At 34.7% G+C, this 16,570-nt stretch carries 12 protein-coding genes and 2 pseudogenes; 3 read left to right on the forward strand and 11 right to left on the reverse strand.

Annotated elements, in window-relative coordinates; all coding sequences use genetic code 11:
* Positions 1-232: 232 nt before the first annotated feature.
* The 5 genes from A6B44_RS02350 to A6B44_RS02370 form a co-directional block, all read right to left on the reverse strand.
* The gene (locus tag A6B44_RS02350; RefSeq protein WP_090922890.1) at positions 233-739 is read right to left on the reverse strand and encodes a DUF2301 domain-containing membrane protein; all 507 of its coding nucleotides are present in this window, start codon (positions 737-739) and stop codon (positions 233-235) included.
* A 9-nt stretch (positions 740-748) separates the two neighbouring features.
* Positions 749-2,707 carry an exodeoxyribonuclease V subunit alpha gene (recD, locus tag A6B44_RS02355; protein WP_090922888.1) on the reverse strand — a complete coding sequence of 653 codons (1,959 nt, stop codon included), beginning with the start codon at positions 2,705-2,707 and terminating at the stop codon, positions 749-751.
* Positions 2,708-2,722: 15 nt separating this feature from the next.
* On the reverse strand, positions 2,723-3,061 hold the full coding sequence (locus A6B44_RS02360; protein ID WP_090922896.1) for a TusE/DsrC/DsvC family sulfur relay protein: 339 nt from the start codon (positions 3,059-3,061) through the stop codon (positions 2,723-2,725).
* A gap of 73 nt (positions 3,062-3,134) precedes the next feature.
* Entirely contained in the window at positions 3,135-3,800 is a 666-nt protein-coding gene (locus tag A6B44_RS02365) for a Bax inhibitor-1/YccA family protein (protein ID WP_090922886.1), read from the reverse strand.
* Between the two features lie 228 nt (positions 3,801-4,028).
* Positions 4,029-4,952 (reverse strand): DMT family transporter, encoded by a 924-nt coding sequence (locus A6B44_RS02370; RefSeq protein WP_090922884.1) that lies wholly within the window; start codon positions 4,950-4,952, stop codon positions 4,029-4,031.
* Between the two features lie 185 nt (positions 4,953-5,137).
* On the opposite strand from A6B44_RS02370, the gene A6B44_RS02375 reads away from it, so the two are divergent.
* The 3 genes from A6B44_RS02375 to ispA all read left to right on the forward strand — a co-directional run bounded on the left by A6B44_RS02375 (position 5,138) and on the right by ispA (position 6,802).
* Complete coding sequence (locus A6B44_RS02375; protein WP_090922881.1) at positions 5,138-5,584, forward strand: Lrp/AsnC family transcriptional regulator; 447 nt, start codon at positions 5,138-5,140, stop codon at positions 5,582-5,584.
* A gap of 87 nt (positions 5,585-5,671) precedes the next feature.
* Positions 5,672-5,896, forward strand: coding sequence for an exodeoxyribonuclease VII small subunit (xseB, locus tag A6B44_RS02380; RefSeq protein WP_090922879.1), 225 nt, complete (start codon positions 5,672-5,674; stop codon positions 5,894-5,896).
* A 12-nt stretch (positions 5,897-5,908) separates the two neighbouring features.
* A complete protein-coding gene (gene ispA / locus A6B44_RS02385) occupies positions 5,909-6,802 on the forward strand; it encodes a (2E,6E)-farnesyl diphosphate synthase (protein WP_090922877.1) in 894 nt (297 codons plus the stop codon).
* Between the two features lie 10 nt (positions 6,803-6,812).
* Here the strand turns inward: ispA and malT are convergent, their stop codons facing one another.
* The 6 genes and pseudogenes from malT to malK form a co-directional block, all read right to left on the reverse strand.
* Complete coding sequence (malT, locus tag A6B44_RS02390; RefSeq protein WP_090922875.1) at positions 6,813-9,512, reverse strand: HTH-type transcriptional regulator MalT; 2,700 nt, start codon at positions 9,510-9,512, stop codon at positions 6,813-6,815.
* A gap of 75 nt (positions 9,513-9,587) precedes the next feature.
* On the reverse strand, positions 9,588-10,898 hold the full coding sequence (locus A6B44_RS02395; protein WP_090922873.1) for a Na+/H+ antiporter NhaC family protein: 1,311 nt from the start codon (positions 10,896-10,898) through the stop codon (positions 9,588-9,590).
* A 150-nt stretch (positions 10,899-11,048) separates the two neighbouring features.
* A pseudogene (locus A6B44_RS02400) lies at positions 11,049-13,081 on the reverse strand (alpha-amylase).
* A 52-nt stretch (positions 13,082-13,133) separates the two neighbouring features.
* A complete protein-coding gene (locus tag A6B44_RS02405; RefSeq protein WP_246253126.1) occupies positions 13,134-13,877 on the reverse strand; it encodes a MalM family protein in 744 nt (247 codons plus the stop codon).
* A gap of 124 nt (positions 13,878-14,001) precedes the next feature.
* Positions 14,002-15,268: pseudogene (locus A6B44_RS02410) on the reverse strand (maltoporin).
* 67 nt (positions 15,269-15,335) lie between these two features.
* Positions 15,336-16,451, reverse strand: a complete 1,116-nt coding sequence (malK, locus tag A6B44_RS02415; RefSeq protein WP_090922871.1) for a maltose/maltodextrin ABC transporter ATP-binding protein MalK — start codon at positions 16,449-16,451, stop codon at positions 15,336-15,338.
* Positions 16,452-16,570 lie beyond the last annotated feature (119 nt).

Genomic DNA, 16,570 nt, shown 5'->3' on the forward strand with positions numbered 1-16,570 from the left:
AGGTGGTGGTTGAGAACAACTTGGGGGTTACTAGTCCTCTCTCTCAATAACACTTAACCACCACAGCACTCACCCCTTTCATTTGGAAGGGGTGTTTTTTTATGGTGTAAGGAAAGTGTTTACAGAACGAGTTCGGAGCGTAACACCTCACACTTCGACAGGCTCAGTGACCGGTGTTTGATGACTGAATGATGTCTCTGAATTCAGTGCTGAGTATTGGATTAGTTTGAAATTACACTTGATATTTTGTTTTATCACCAATATCAAAATGTAACGGCATTCTCCATTTTTGGAAGGCTAATACTATAAATAAAATGCCAACAATTAAAGAAAAAATCTGAATAGCCAAAGCTGAATCTAGCTGTACACAGAGCCATAGTATCGCAACAAAGATCGGTTGTAGGTTAAGTAGTGGTACTTTAAAACAAAAATACTCTTTAAATGCCAGTCCTCCTAAGGTCACCAAAGCGCCTCCTAATGCTAATGCAGGGAGATCTAAAATGTGACACAATAGTGCTATCCAACTTGCAAATTGTAAGAGTAGGCGAAAATGTTTTAAATAAATATGTAGTGATGAAGCACAAAATATAGCCGAAACCAAAATGCCTAAATAGGCTATTTGAGGTTGATAAGGTAATAATAAAACCATTATACCTGCTAATACAAAACCTGAGCGATAAATAATAACTGTTAATGTATCCCAAATATCCATTGGTGATTTGATATGTGGATCTGCCATAATATTTCCTTAATTAAGAGTTAATTGCTCCATTAAACCACTTTGACGCTGTATTTTTGCATTTACCATTTGTCGCCATATTTTTTCGTTTCCAAAAAGCGTAAATTGATTTTTGGCTCGTGTAATGGCAGTGTAGAGGAGTTCCTTTGTCAAAATAGGCGAGTAAGTTAAGGGTAAAATGAGTAGGGTATGTTCAAATTCAGAGCCTTGTGATTTATGTACTGTCATTATGTAAGCCATTTCGTAATTTGGTAGTCGGCTAGGGGTGATGCTATGTGGTTTGCCATTCATTGTGGTTTCAAAATAAACACGTAAATGCCCTTGTTCATCGGGTAAAATAAGCCCAATATCACCACTGTAAATATGAGATGATGGCGTATTTTCGGTAATCATAATCGCTTTACCACTGTAATTTTCACGTTGATGGGAAAAATGAATGAGATTTTTTAAACGTAGTGCTTCCGCAATACGCTCATTCAGTTTTTCAACACCAAAATTACCTACTCGTAGAGCAGATAAAAAACGCACTTTATTAAAGGCAGTAAAAATGTGTTCCACACTAACAGAGTCAGGGTTTTTATTACGTTGTTTAACAAGGGCTAAATAGTCAGTGTACAGCACAACGGCACGATTAATAATTTGTTGAATACAATGTTCTTCCCATTTTATTTTTTCACTAAATTGTGTTGCTGCTTGATATTCAACCAAATGAAGGTCGGCAAATTTTGCAAAAAGTTGCCATGATGTGACCGCTTGTTGAGCATTAATTTGGACACTTAAATGAAAAATACCTGAGTTTTCATTAAAACGATAGCTGTGTCTTAAATGGCAGAGTGAATCACAAATAGGTGGTGTTTGTGCATTGTTGGTAGCAAGCTGGTATCCTGTGACTTTATTCAAATATTGACAATGTTGCTCTGAATAACCCAAAGTAATGAACTCCCCTAATTCGCTCATTATATTACCTGCTTCCACAGAAGCGAGTTGGTCTTTATCACCTAGCATTATTAGTCGAGTGGTTGGAGGAAGCGCATTGATCATTTTTTCCATTAATGATAAATCAATCATTGAGGCTTCATCTACGACTAAGACATCTAAATGTAACGGATTATCACGATGATATTTAGGAGTATCACTTTTTGGCGAAATACCCAATAAACGGTGTAGGGTAAACGCATTGGTTGGAATCTGTAATTTGACTTCTTTAGGGAAATCGAAATAACGTAGATTATGACTAATAGATTCTTTTAAACGAGCAGTGGCTTTCCCCGTTGGTGCAGCTAAAATAATATTTAATGGTGCTAGATTTGCTTCTAACTGTTGCCATTGTAGAGCAAGTAAAATTTTAATAATAGTGGTGGTTTTACCTGTTCCTGGCCCTCCTGAAATGAGGGTGAATTTTTTATTTAATGCGGTTGCTACCGCTATTTTTTGCCAATCAATATCTGTTGTTTTAGTTTCTTGAATAAGAGGAAACAGCTTTTCTAAAGCGGTATCATTAGGTTTATTTTTTGCAAATTTTGGTTCTGATGTGACCGCTTGTTGGAGATAATTAGCAATACGATTTTCAGATTGCCAATAGCGATAAAAATAGAGCAGTTGATGTTGAAATAACATTGGAGCAATGCGATTAGGATTATCACTAAAAGCGGTATGATTGTGTAATATTGATTGCCATTGTAAGGGTGTTGCGTTGTCAATTTTTGCTAAAATTTGTGAATAAAAATCTTCAGGCAGATTTTTCCCTTTCAAATTAAAAGGATTATTAGCGATAGCAGAATCTAATCTTAATGCAGTATTACTTTGCATCACATTGTAGGAAATTAAGCCAGCCAGTAAGATAGCTAAATTTTGTTGTTGAGACGTATAAGAATAGCGCTGTTGTTTTTGATCTATCATTTTGGCAAATTGATAATTCAATTCACTGATAATATTTTGTTGTTTTAAACGTTCCAGTAAGGCCAACATAACGTGTCTATCCTGTTATAAACATTTTGCGGGTTTAGGTAAGCCTGCAATTTTAGTGGCTTGCTTGGCAGGTCCATTAGGAAATAGGCGTTGTAAATAACGGCTATTTCCTTTCTCTTGCCCAAATTTATTGGCTAAGGTTTTGACCAACATACGAATAGCTGGTGAAGTATTATACTCTTGATAAAATTCACGTACTACATTGATGATTTCCCAATGTTCATCAGTTAAAACTAACTCTTCATTTTGGGCAATGGTTTCGGCTAATTCAGGCGACCAATCAGAAAGATTTTTCAAGTAACCTTCATTATCTGTTGGGATTTGTTGTTGATTAAATTCAATAAAATTTGTCATTGTATAAAAACCAAAAAGGCGAATAAACATTCGCCTTAATATTTCAATAATTATCGATAGCTAATCTTAATAATTAGTCATCACCACGTAATGCACCTAGAATATTTAACAAACTCACAAAAATATTATAGATAGCAACATATAATTCAACAGTCGCTAAAATATAATTAGTTTCACCATTGTGAATAATGCGACTTGTGGTCATTAAAATAGCACCGCTTGAGAAAAGGATAAATAATGCACTAAGGGCTAAATGTAATGCTGGAATTTGCATAAAGATACTGGCAATCATTCCAATAATTAACACAATAAAGAGCGAAAACATCATTCCTGAAAGGAAAGACATATCTTTTTTAGTGGTTAATACATAGCCTGAACATGCTAAGAATACACCAGCAGTTCCTGCGAAGGAAAGTGTGACAACGTCACCCAATCCTGCTCCTAAATAGATATTGATAATTGGACCCAGTGTATAACCCATAAAACCTGTTAAGGCAAAAACACTCACAATTCCAAATCCACTACGAGCCGTTGCATTGGTTAAGAAAAGTAGACCATAAAAACCAATTAATAAGATCCAAGGGGACATTATTGGAGCATTGGTTACCATTGCTACAAATGCCATTGCTGCTGAGAATGCAAGGGTTAATGAGAGTAAAAAGTAAGTATTGCGTAGAACCTTATTCGTACTTAAAACAGATTGTTCTCTTGTATCAGTGACAATACGATTTTGTTGCATAAAATCTCCTTGAGTTACAACATTAAATTTAGCGTTAAGTTAACGATAATTGAGTAAAAAGTCAATAAAATACGAGGCAATTTAGTTATTTAAGCCAGGGATACCGCAAATCCCCCCCTCCCTAACCCTCCCCCGCAAGCGGAGGAGGGAATTTTTAGTTCATATTTATGGTTATACAATATTCCTCCCTCCGCTTGCGGGGGGAGGTTAGGAGGGGGGTAACAAGCTTCAAGAACGGCTCTTACTCTGATCTTTCAAAAAAGTATCAATAAAACCTCGTAAATTAATCCCTGCTGCACCTAAAAATATTAATAAAACACCCACAACTTGTAGGACCACTAAATGCACATCAAAATAAAATCTATCAATTAACAAGGCTAATACAGGGTATAAGAAAGAGAGTGAAGCCACTTTGTATGCCTCTAATTTTTGTATTGCTCCGTATAGTAAAATATACATCAAACCTGTGTGTACCACACCGAGTGTGATAATTGCTGTTATTTCTTGAAAATTTGAAGTGGAAAAAATCTCAAATTTTGCAAAGGGAAAAAAGACAAGGATGCCTAATGCCATTTGAAAGAATGCAATTAGCATTGGTGAAAATCCGACCAAATATTTAGCTGCAACAGAGGCAACGGCATATAACGTAGCTGCACCTAAGGCTTGTAAAATTCCTACAATATAAACATCATAAGTCTCAATTACTCCCACTTTGGTTGACGATATAAGATATAACCCAATAAAGGAAACTAATAGCCAAAATAGGATAGATTTGGTGATTTTTTCTTTAAAGAGTAATGCACAAATAAAGACCATCATAAAAGGTTGGGTATTATAAACCGTTGTGGCTACACCGATGGAGGCATTGTTATAAGCTGAAAATAGCAGATACCAATTTAATTGTAGTGCAATCCCTCCGATTAAGGATGAAACCCAAAAGACTTTAGTATATGTGGTCGATTTAAATAATCCTTTGTAAAAACAGATAAAACCTAAGACCAATGAACCAAATAAGCAACGGAAAAAAATCAAATTTGACGGTTCTTCCCCTGATAACACAACGGTCAAACCAATTGTCCCACAGATGACCATTGCAAGTAGCATTTCGATTAAGCCACGTTGTTGTTTTTTTATATAGGTTAATTCTTGCATTGTATCTCCAATTGTGTAAAAAATAGTAGAAACAAGTATAAAGAGGTGGTACAAAGATATGAATACAATAAATTACATAATTAGAATTAAAATCCTTTTTTTTATAATAAAATTTGTGCATTTGTATTTATTAAATAAATTTTATGGGATAATAAAAAGAAATACGAATAAGGTAGGGTATAACAATGGATAATTATGATATTAAAATTTTAAGATTATTACACGACAATGCACGTATAACAGTGAAAGAAATCAGTCAAAAAATACATCTCTCACAGCCGACTTGTGCGGAACGTGTCAAAAAGTTGGAATCTAATGGCATTATTCAAAATTATACAACAATGATAGATTGGCAGTCGTTGGGGTATAATTTATCTGCCATTGTCCGTATTAGACCACTGCCGAGTTATTTACAAAGGGTTGAAGCTTTAATTCAAGGGATGAATAATATTAGTTGGTGCTATAAAGTAACGGGAGATGATGCCTTTATTTGTCAATTGCTAATTAAATCAGTCACAGAGCTGGACGATTGTTTATCACCCATTTCACAAATTGCGATGACCAATACCTCTATTATAAAATCAGCCATTGTGAGTAATCAATTTTTAGATATTGAAACCAGTTTTTCTTAAATTAACCCAATAAAAAATCCACATTTGCAAATTTCTCAAGTAAAATAACCGCTAGCAAATAAATTTATCAAAATATAGGTAGTAAAAATGGCAAAGAAACCACAACAAGATTTTGAAACAACCCTAAAGCAATTAGAGGATATTGTGACCCATTTAGAAGCAGGGGATTTACCTCTCGAAGAAGCATTAAGTGAATTTGAAACTGCAGTGAAACTGGTTAAAAAAGGGCAGGAGCATTTACAAAAAGCAGAGCAACGTATTCAAATTTTACTGCAAAAAGATGAACATAGTGAATTATCAGACTATCAATAATATGGATGAACGATGCAATATTCTCTTTCTTTAGACTTAATTGAAAAGCAACAACGAGTAAACCAGTTTTTAGATAAACAGTTAAGTATTTATAAAAATGAGCCGTCACCTCTTGGTGAGGCAATGAGTTATGCCGTATTACTCGGTGGCAAGCGTATTCGTCCCTTTTTAGTTTATACCACGGGTAAATTATTGGGGGTGTCATTAGAAAAGCTAGATCACAGTGCCGCAGCCATAGAAGCTATTCACGCCTATTCCTTAGTTCACGATGATTTACCTGCAATGGATAATGATGAATTAAGAAGAGGGCAAGCAACCTGTCATATCGCTTTTGATGATGCAACAGCAATTTTAGCAGGAGATGCACTCCAAAGTTTTGCTTTTGAGTTGATTACTCAAGATCCACATCTTACAGCATCACAAAAGGTGGCACAAATTCAGATTTTATCTTATTCAGCAGGTGCCAAAGGAATGTGTTTAGGGCAAAGTTTGGATTTGTTGGCAGAAAATAAAAGTGTAGAGATTGAAGCGTTAAAATATATTCATCGTAATAAAACAGGGGCATTAATTGAGGCATCGATTTTAATGGGATTAAATGTGTCTGAGTATGCTAATGACCCACAAATTAAGCAATCATTAATTGACTATGCTAAGGCGATAGGTTTAGCTTTTCAGGTTCAAGATGATATTTTAGATATTATTGGTGATGCCGATAAAATCGGAAAAACAGTTGGTGCTGATGAGTCGTTAAATAAAAGTACCTATCCCAAATTATTAGGCTTAGATGGCGCAAAGGCTAAAGCTCAAAGTCTTTATCAACAAGGGGTAAATGCGTTAGATAAACTTCCTTTTGATACCACGGAATTAAAGGCGTTAGCAGATTTTGTCGTGAATCGAGAAAATTAAATATTTATATTTAGTGATAACCCATTAACACTAATAAGTTTTTAGTGTATTCAATCGCTTCACTACGGTTAGTTACACCTATTTTCTGATACAAATTACGAATATGGGTTTTAATTGTTGTCATTGCGACCACAAGTTCTTGAGAGATTTGTTCGTTGCTATAACCAGAATAAATTAACCCTAACACTTGCCATTCACGAGCAGTAAGAGGACTAATTTTCAACAGTTCAGGCACTTGTGGATTTTCAAGGAGCCTTTGAACAAATTGTTGATCAAAGTGTGCAAATTTATGACGATTATGTTGATTGATACTACGTAAAATAAATTGTGTTTTAGGCGTTGAAAACTCATCCAAAATATTCATTTGTAAAAGTTGGCGGATTTGTTGTGCCATCACATCGCCTTCAATCACAAAAGCACTAATAAAATTCGTTTGTTGGCTCATTTCCAATGCTCGAATTAAATCTTTTTGAGCTAACTCTTTTTTGTTTTTATGAACAAAAACTAAATTTCTTAAAATTAACGCACGTTGGATATCGCTGGTTAATTTTAAACTTTCTGCCGTATGTAAAATGGTATTTAAGATATCAAGTGCTTGTTCTGGTTTATTTTGTAATAAATAAGCACGTGCAATATTACGAGATTGACGCTGTGTAAAGTGGTTTGAGGATCTGGTTGGTAAAGTTGTTTTTACTAACCAGCTATCTAACTGAGAAGGATCATTGGTCATTTGAGCATAAAGCACCTGAATTTCATCCAATGTGGCAATCCAATCCTTATGCACGGGAAAATGATTAATCGAATGTTGGCACTGTTCAATTAAGCGTTTAGCATTATTGAGATCGCCACGTACTAATGAAATTTTAGTAAGCAAGGCGAGACATTGTAGCTTTTCATCTTCTTTTTCTAAAATATCTATCCCTGCGTTTGCCATTGCTTCGGCTTGGTCAAGATTGTGCCATTCCCATTGAATTTGTCCTTTTAAACGTAATAAAAATTCGTGCATTGGAATTTGATGAAAATTTTCTGCTTGCAGGGTGGTTTCTTTCAATAAATCATAGGCAGATTGTAAAAAGCCTTGAGCAGATAGAATTTCAGCTTGTTGCAACTTAGACCATAACCAATGATGATAAGTACGTTGTGAAAGTGCCATTTTTTCGACTTGCTTCATTTGTATCATTGCTTCTTTTAAATTACCACGACAATGTTGCGCTTCTGCAATAACAGAAATTGCCACAATTCGAGCATAGCTAAATTCTTGAGGAATAGTTAACAAGGCATTACTTGCCAGTTTATAAGCTAGCTCATCATCTCCTTCATTAATAGCGACTTGTCCTCTTAATGCATAAAATTTTCCTTGATAAGGTTCAGCAAGCGGTGAGTTTGTATTAAATTTTTGCAAAATACCACTGACTTCTTGATGACGATGCTGACTTTGTACTACCCAAGCTTTAAGTAAGACTAACGTTGGATCTTGCCACATTAATTCTGTAGGAAGGTGGTTTAAGCTATCTTCTAATAATTTTAATTGCCCCTGATGAAATAATGACCAGCCATATTGTTGAATAATTTTATATAATACTTGTGTATCAGTAACTTGTTGAGCGTGATAAATCGCCTCTTGGCAGAACCCTAATTTTAGCCATTCCATTGCCGCACATTGATTGAGTTTTTGCCATTCATCGGGTAATTCTAAACGACAACTTTGAGTTAAATAAGAGGATAAAATAGGGTGAAACTTCCACCAGATGCCGCCATCATTACTATCTATTCGCTGAATAAATAGTCCTTGTTTTTCTAATTCATCAAGCTTTTTAGCACTATTTTTATCTTGGGTAATCGCAATTGCTAAGCCCTCATTCATAGAATGTAAAATCGCACAACGTTGCATAAATTGTTTTAATTCAGGATCAATATAATGAAAAATCTCTTCATTAAGATAATCTGCAATATGGTGTTGATTAAGTTTAGCAAATAACTTTTGTGGTGTTTTAATAAGCTCGGTATTTTGTTTCAAAATAAAACTAATTAACTGTAATCCTGTTGCCCAACCTTCAACTTGTTCACATAAAGTAAATATCGCTTCTTGTGAAAAAGTATCATTTAACTTTAATTCAAGAAATTGTTTTGCTTCTTTATGTGTAAAAGCAAGCTGACTCATATTGATTTCTAATAACTGTTCGTGAATACGTAAGTTAGTAATACTAAGTGGTGGCGTTAAACGAGAAAGAATAATTAAATTCATTGTACTTGGCTGATTTTTTAACCAAAATCGTAACGCATTGTGAATTTCAGTGTTTTCAATATGGTGATAATCATCAATAATCAAACTAAAATTGACTTCGATATGATTTAATTTTACTAATAATTGTGAGAAATAATCAATTAAATCATTTTGATAGGTTAAATTTTCAGAGTCCATACCGCAGGCTTGCACTAATGCAGCAGTAAAATAGCGAGAAAATTGTTCAGCCTTATTATCACTTTTATCTAACGCATACCAACCAGTATGGCACTGGCGATCTTTCCATTGGGAAATAAGGGTTGTTTTGCCATAACCAGCAGGGGCAATAATGAGAGTGAGGGGATAAGAATGCACTTTATCCAATTCTGCCAATAAAAGCGTCCGTTCAATATTATGATTAGATTGCGTTTTATTTTGCTTACTTGAAATCAGTTTCGTTGGAATTAATTTCGCTAGTGACTGCATCCTACCTCCATTGTATTAATATTATGACTATAACCAAATACAGCCACCAAACAATTATTAATTTATTTGTTTACCTTACTTCTCTCTTCTCATTTTTGGCCAACCAATCATAATAAAGAAAATACCAAAGACTAACATTAGCATACAATACCAAACATAGGGAATAATATCTATTGGAGAAATCGAGCATAAGCCAGCCATTACTAATAATTGCCCACCAAATGGCGATAAACCACTAAATGCAGAAGAAAAGAGATCTAAAATAGAGGCAATTCTACTTCTATCTATGCCTATCTCATTACCGATATTTTTAGAAATAGGTCCTGATACAATAATTGAGATGGTATTATTTGTAGTGGCAATATCTAACAAACTGACAAGCGTTGCAATACTAAATTCCCCCGCTCTGACACTTTTTACATTTTTAGTTAAATGATAGAGCAGGAAATCAATGCCTCCTAGATATTTCATCAAGGCAACCATTCCGCCAACTAACACAGCAATTAATGCCATATCTTGCATCCAAACCATACCAGTATGAACGACTTTAAAAGTTTCTAATATCGTAAAATCATTATGAAAAACACCAATAATTAAACCTGATAATATACCTAATCCCATTACAGGAATAACGTGCATACCGATTAAAGAGAGAATAATAACAGTCATATAAGGCAGAATATTGATTACATTAAAATCAAGATGCTCAGTAGAAGCACTCGCATTAACGTCAACAAGAAGTAGTAATCCAATATTAATAATAATTGCTGGCAATACCATCAAGAAATTGACCTTAAACTTATCTTTCATACTCACTTCTTGAGTTCTGGTTGCAGCAATAGTGGTATCTGAAATAAAAGAAAGATTATCCCCAAACATTGCTCCGCCGATGACAATACCCGCAACTAATGGAATATCAACGCCTATTTTGCTTGCAATACCAATTGCAATCGGTGCTAAGGTTGATACTGTACCCATTGACGTCCCCATTGCAAAACTCAGAATGCAAGACACAACGAATAAACCCGGTAATATCATATTTGATGGCAAAATGCTCAATCCAATATTAACAATGGCATCAACGGCGTGCATTGAATTAGCCACACTATAGAATGCACCAGCTAACAGAAAGATGATAACCATCAATATGAGCGTCTCTTCTCCGCCTCCTTTACAAAAAATAGTCACTTTTTCTGTAAAAGAAATTTTATGCTCTTTATTATTTAAGAAAAAAGCAACTAAGCAACCGATGGAGATACCTACCATTATAGGCATTGTTTCAAAGCTTCCTGATAGTAACCTGACGAGGATATAAACAATTAAAAAAGCGAACAAAGGAAATAAACCTTTTATATTTCCTTTATTTGTATTAGAGCCATTTGGCATTTTATTTTTTCTCCATTGATAAAATTGTATGTACGGTTATGCTTAAATCAAACGACACAAGATAGTCAAAAATGGAGTTAAAATCAAGTTTCAATTTTTTGTCCACTGTGCTTATTTTTGATAACAATTTCAAAGAACAATAAACCTGCTTTATTTTCCAGTCCAAATAACCATCACTTTATCTTTTTCATACTGACGACTAAATGCAAAGTAATTTTTAGTTTCAAGGATTGTATTTTTTCCTTTTCCAACTGCAATATGTTTTTTTCTGAAATGGGTTAATTTTTTCCAATGGTTAAATAATGCTTGATGCTCTGGTTTGGTTACCAGTTCATATCTGAGCGTGTGCCTTGCAATGGATCTGATCCTGTTGCACCAAATGGACGAGCGGTTTCATCACCATAATAAATTTGTACTGCACCCGGAGAGAGCATTAATAAACTGCCTGCTATTTTTTGTTTGTTTAAATTTTGTTTACTCGCTTTATCAAAAAACAGCTCTGTATCGTGGGAAGAAAGATAACTTAACACATTAAAATCGGTTAATTTGTTGCTCATTAATTTATAGGTTTCTCCAATATTTGCAAAACAATCTAAGGATTTTTGAGCTTCATTTTGGAAATCAAAATTGATCATCGCATCAAAACCATTTTGGTAATAATCATTTTTCATTACGCCTAAACCCCACGCTTCTCCTGTCATCCAAAAATTATTACCAAAATTTTTGTGATTTTTTTGCCATTCTTTTAAAGCTTTTGAAGAGGCATTTTTTAAGGCGAGCCACGTACTTTTTTCAACGTGTTTCGCCGTATCAACACGAAAACCGTCAATACCATATTCACGTACCCAATCACTTAACCAAGTAATCAGATAATCACGTACTTTGGCATTGTCTCAATTTTTAGCATTAGTTTCTTTTTTTGCAAAAAATGCAGGTAATGTTACCGCTTGTTCCGCCTCTGTTTTCAAATCAGGTAATGAGGCAAGTGACATTTGCAGATCATTAAATTTTGCTCCATCATAATCGCCAATATCGGAACGCACCCAAGCTTTACCCCACCAGTTTTTCCAGCCTTCTTTATGACCAAAATGAATATATTCATTGAATTTATGCCAATTTTCATTGGCTTTTGGCGTCCAATCTGTCCATTTTTTACCCAATGTTTTTTCGGCTTCTTGATCATCTAAATAAAGTTTACCAAACTTAAACTGTTGCATATCCGCCAACGTTGCATAGCCAGTATGGTTCATTACGATATCAAATAGTACACGAATACCTTTTTTATGGGCTTGATCAACAAATGCTTTTAACTCTTGCTCTGTCCCCATATTGGCATCGAGTTTTGTCCAATCTAGATGATAATAACCGTGATAGCCATAGTGCGGAAAATCCCCTTGAGAGCCACCACCAACCCAACCGTGAATTTGCTCTAAGGGTGAGCTGATCCAAATAGTATTGATACCAAGATCGGCTAAATAATCTAATTTTTGGGTTAAGCCTTTGAGATCGCCACCGTGAAAAGTACCAATTTCTTGTCTTCCATCATTTTTACGTCCATAACTATGATCATTGGCAGTATTGCCATTATAAAAGCGATCAGTCAGTACAAAATAAACAATGGCATTATGCCAATCAAAAGTAGGTTTAATCATCGAATTAGCAGGCTCTAAAAGTAATAATCCGTTCGCATTAGGATCAGGTAACATTGTTACTTTTCCCTGCTCTACGGTCGCCACTTTCCCTGAATAGAAATCTCGTATTTTTTCACCATTTTTAAAAGTGGAAGATACATCAATAGTCACTGGTTTTTTATTCCAGACAGGGCAAGTTTTTACTATTTTTTTAGGTGGTTCGATAGGTTTAACCGTTACTTTTAATGTAGGAGTAGCCTCTTGCATATTGATAATTGCGATATATTGCCCTTTTCTAAAAATACGCAGATTTACCTTTTTATCCTCACAAGGAACAAGGGATAAAGCGGTATTTAACTTGATATTTTTTTCAGGCTGATAGCATTTTTTATCAAAATGAAATTGTAGTGGATAATTACCTTTTTCCAAATCTGCTCTAGCTTGAAAAACAGACTTTTGCTGTTTTTCAAAATGAGGAAACAGTGTGTTTTGCCATTGTTCAGCATAGGCAATGCTCGATATAACGGCAGGTAATAATAACCATTTTTTCATTGTGCCACTCCTCGAATATTATTTCTTAGCAGCAACTTTTTTAAGGAATATTTTACGTGGTTGCGTTAATCCTAACTGTTCTGCTTCCTTCTACTTTTTGAGTGCGTTTTGAGGTTGCTTTTTGTTGTTTCCCTACAACCGTTGCTTGTGGTTGTTTGGCTTCAAAAAGTGGACCATTTAACCCAATAAATTGGCTGGTTTGTACACCATCAATTTCAATTTTGATTTTTCCAGAATTAGTATGTTTGACTTGAAGATCATTAATTGCTGGCGGTTGATTGCCTTTTGCTTTTGCATAAAGTTTGGCTGGGTGAGTAATAGTGGTTGTTTTTTCTAAATCTTGTTTTGTAGTATAGATCAATAAGTAAAGATAATCTTGATTTGCTGTTGGAGTTAAACTTAATTGTGCTGTTAATTGAGGTTCATCCAAACCACGAGCCTCAGCAAGTTTAAAGGTTGATGCAGGATAGGTAACAGATGGATTAAAATTTGCATCAAGTACTAACATATTAGGCACAAAAATATGATCGTTATCCACCACTAAACTACTGAGATTTACTTTTATTGTTCCTTGATTAGCAGGAATTTTATAGCCAATAACTGCACTATCAAAACCTGCAATAGAAGAAATAAAATGTTTAACTTGATTTGATGTAATATCTGTCACTTGTTGTTGTGATAAATTCACATTTTGCCAATTAAGATTTTGTAACTTGGTTTGATCTAACTGAGAAGGACTTGCTAATACTGATACAGCAAAAAAGGTTGAAATCAAAAGAGTAATTTTATTTTTCATAATATTTCCTATGATTTTGTAGGATTTATACAAAATAAGCGGTTAGATCTTATCAATTTTTTGCAAAAAAATGGAAGAATGTAACCGCTTATTGTTATTTACTTAAAGGTGTATTGTGGAAATATTACCACCACGCTTCAAATTGAACACCGTAAACAAACCCGTGATCTTTACCATTAAATTTTTTATCATTTGCTTTTGCATAAGTACCAAATACACGAATTGCTGGTCTTGCCCAAATACTGTCACCTGCTTGCCACTGTTGAGCTAAAGTCGTTTTAAAGACTTTACTTTTCTCACCATTTGATTGTTTTTTAACAACATCGTAGCCTAATTCAAGCAATGAACTCATTGTTTTATTCCATTTGTACATTGGACGAATACCTGCTGAATACCAAGTACTACCTTGTTTATTATCTAAGTCTGTTTTTTGATAAATTAAGGCATACATTGTTTCAACTTTATCACTGAATTTAACCACCCCTTGATCAATTAAACGTAGCATTGAGCCATTATTATTAACACTTGCCCCTTGTGAGTGACCATTGTTCCAAGAAGTCATAGCGTCTGTAGCATATTGAACAGTGAATTTGTTGAAACCACCAAAGAAATTACCTTGAGTGTGTTCTGCTGTTAGCATATAACCATTTTTAGAAGCACCATCAGCAAATTTTACACCATCTTTTACGTGTGCATTGCCATAATCAATACCAAATTCTAATGAACCATTTTCACTTGTTTTGATACCAGCTAAACGAACATCAAAAATATCATTGTAAACATTTGCTTTGTTGAATACTGTTTTTTGCTCAATCAGTCCCGTAGTTGGATTTAAAACGGAAATTCGTCTAGAGCTAACAGGGTTAGAACTATCTTTTTCAGTATCACGAGTTACAGCTAAGGAGAGTTTACCAAAGCCAACATCAATATTTTCAACCCCTGCACCCGGACCTGAAATATCCCAGTAGTAGAAGTCATTCATATGTACATCGTGGCGTTGATAGAAGCGTTTACCAGCCCATAAAGTTGCACCTGGTAAGCTATCTGCAAAGTTCTTAAATTGAACATTTACTTCACGAAGTGCTGGTTTGGTATCTTCCCAGTCATTTTGTTGTAAAATACCACCATAGGCTACATTTGTATCAAAATAGATACTTTTTTCACCATCTTTATATAATTCTTGACCTAATTTAAATTCTGCATAAGTTTGATTTTCATTACCTAAACGGTATTTAGCTCCCGCACCATTAGCTTTAAAAGTGGTTTGTTCCCCCCCCCCCACTTGTCCAGCCAATACCTGAACGAGCATAACCGTGAAAATCTACCGCAAAAGCAGAACTTGACATAATCGCACCAGAAATAACCGCTGCAAGTAAAGTTTTTTTATTCATAACAGACTCCTTATGATTAAGTAAATAGAATAAAGTTTTTGTTTTTGTGATTACTATGAAAAAATACTTACACCCCAAGCTCTTTAAATAATCGCTTGCAAGCTGTACCATCTTCCTTAAATAGATGGCAACGATTTGGATCAATCCCAATAGCTATCTCATCGTCTTCTGAGACTAATACAATATCATTTTGGCGATAAACAAGGTTTTGTTTGATCGGTGGCATTTCAATATGAATTTGGGTTTCATTACCAAGCTGTTCCACCACTTTTACTTTTCCTTTAATACAAATTTCAGCTTGATCAGAAGGTAATAAATGCTCAGGGCGAAGTCCAAGTGAAAGATTATCACCCACTTTTACTCCTGCACTTTCAACTGGTACCCAGAAATTAAGGTGTGTAGAATCTGGTAATTCAATTTTTACGCCACCTTCACGCACATCAATGACTTTCACAGGTAAGAAATTCATTTTTGGTGAACCAATAAACCCTGCCACAAAGCGATTAGCTGGATAGTGATAAAGCTCTAATGGTTTACCGACTTGTGCCACGCCTCCTGCTTTTAAAACGACAATTTTATCCGCAAGGGTCATCGCTTCAATTTGATCGTGAGTAACGTAAATCATTGTGCGGTTTAAACGTTTGTGGAGCTTTGAAATTTCGACACGCATTTGCACACGTAATGCCGCATCTAAATTAGAAAGTGGTTCATCTAACAAAAACACTTCTGGTTGAGAAACTAAGGTTCGCCCAATCGCCACACGTTGACGTTGTCCCCCTGAAAGCTCTTTTGGTTTACGTTCTAATAAGTGAGCAAGTTGCAAGATTTCAGACACTTGATTAACTCTTTTATCAATATCTGTCTTACTTGCTTTCGCTAATTTCAATCCAAAAGACATATTCTCAGCCACGCTTAAATGAGGGTAAAGAGCATAAGATTGGAACACCATACCAATATTACGTTTAGCAGGTGGAATATCATTCATTCTTGTATCACCAATAAATAGATCACCTGTTGTAATATCTTCTAAGCCTGCTATCATACGCAGTAACGTTGATTTTCCACAACCAGAAGGTCCAACGAAAACCACAAATTCGCCTTCTTTTATTTCAAGATTTACATCTTTTGAAATATGGATATCACCATAAGATTTGCTTACATTTACTAATCGAACATCAGCCATTGTATTTATCCTCTCTTTTTTTATTGAAAACTAATATAATAATATTATCTAGGGAAAACATCATACTTGGATAAAAAAAATCATAAAATATAAGCGGTCTTTTTTTGTGCAAATAAAGT

It is taken from the genome of Pasteurella skyensis, from assembly GCF_013377295.1.
Lineage (GTDB): Bacteria > Pseudomonadota > Gammaproteobacteria > Enterobacterales > Pasteurellaceae > Phocoenobacter > Phocoenobacter skyensis.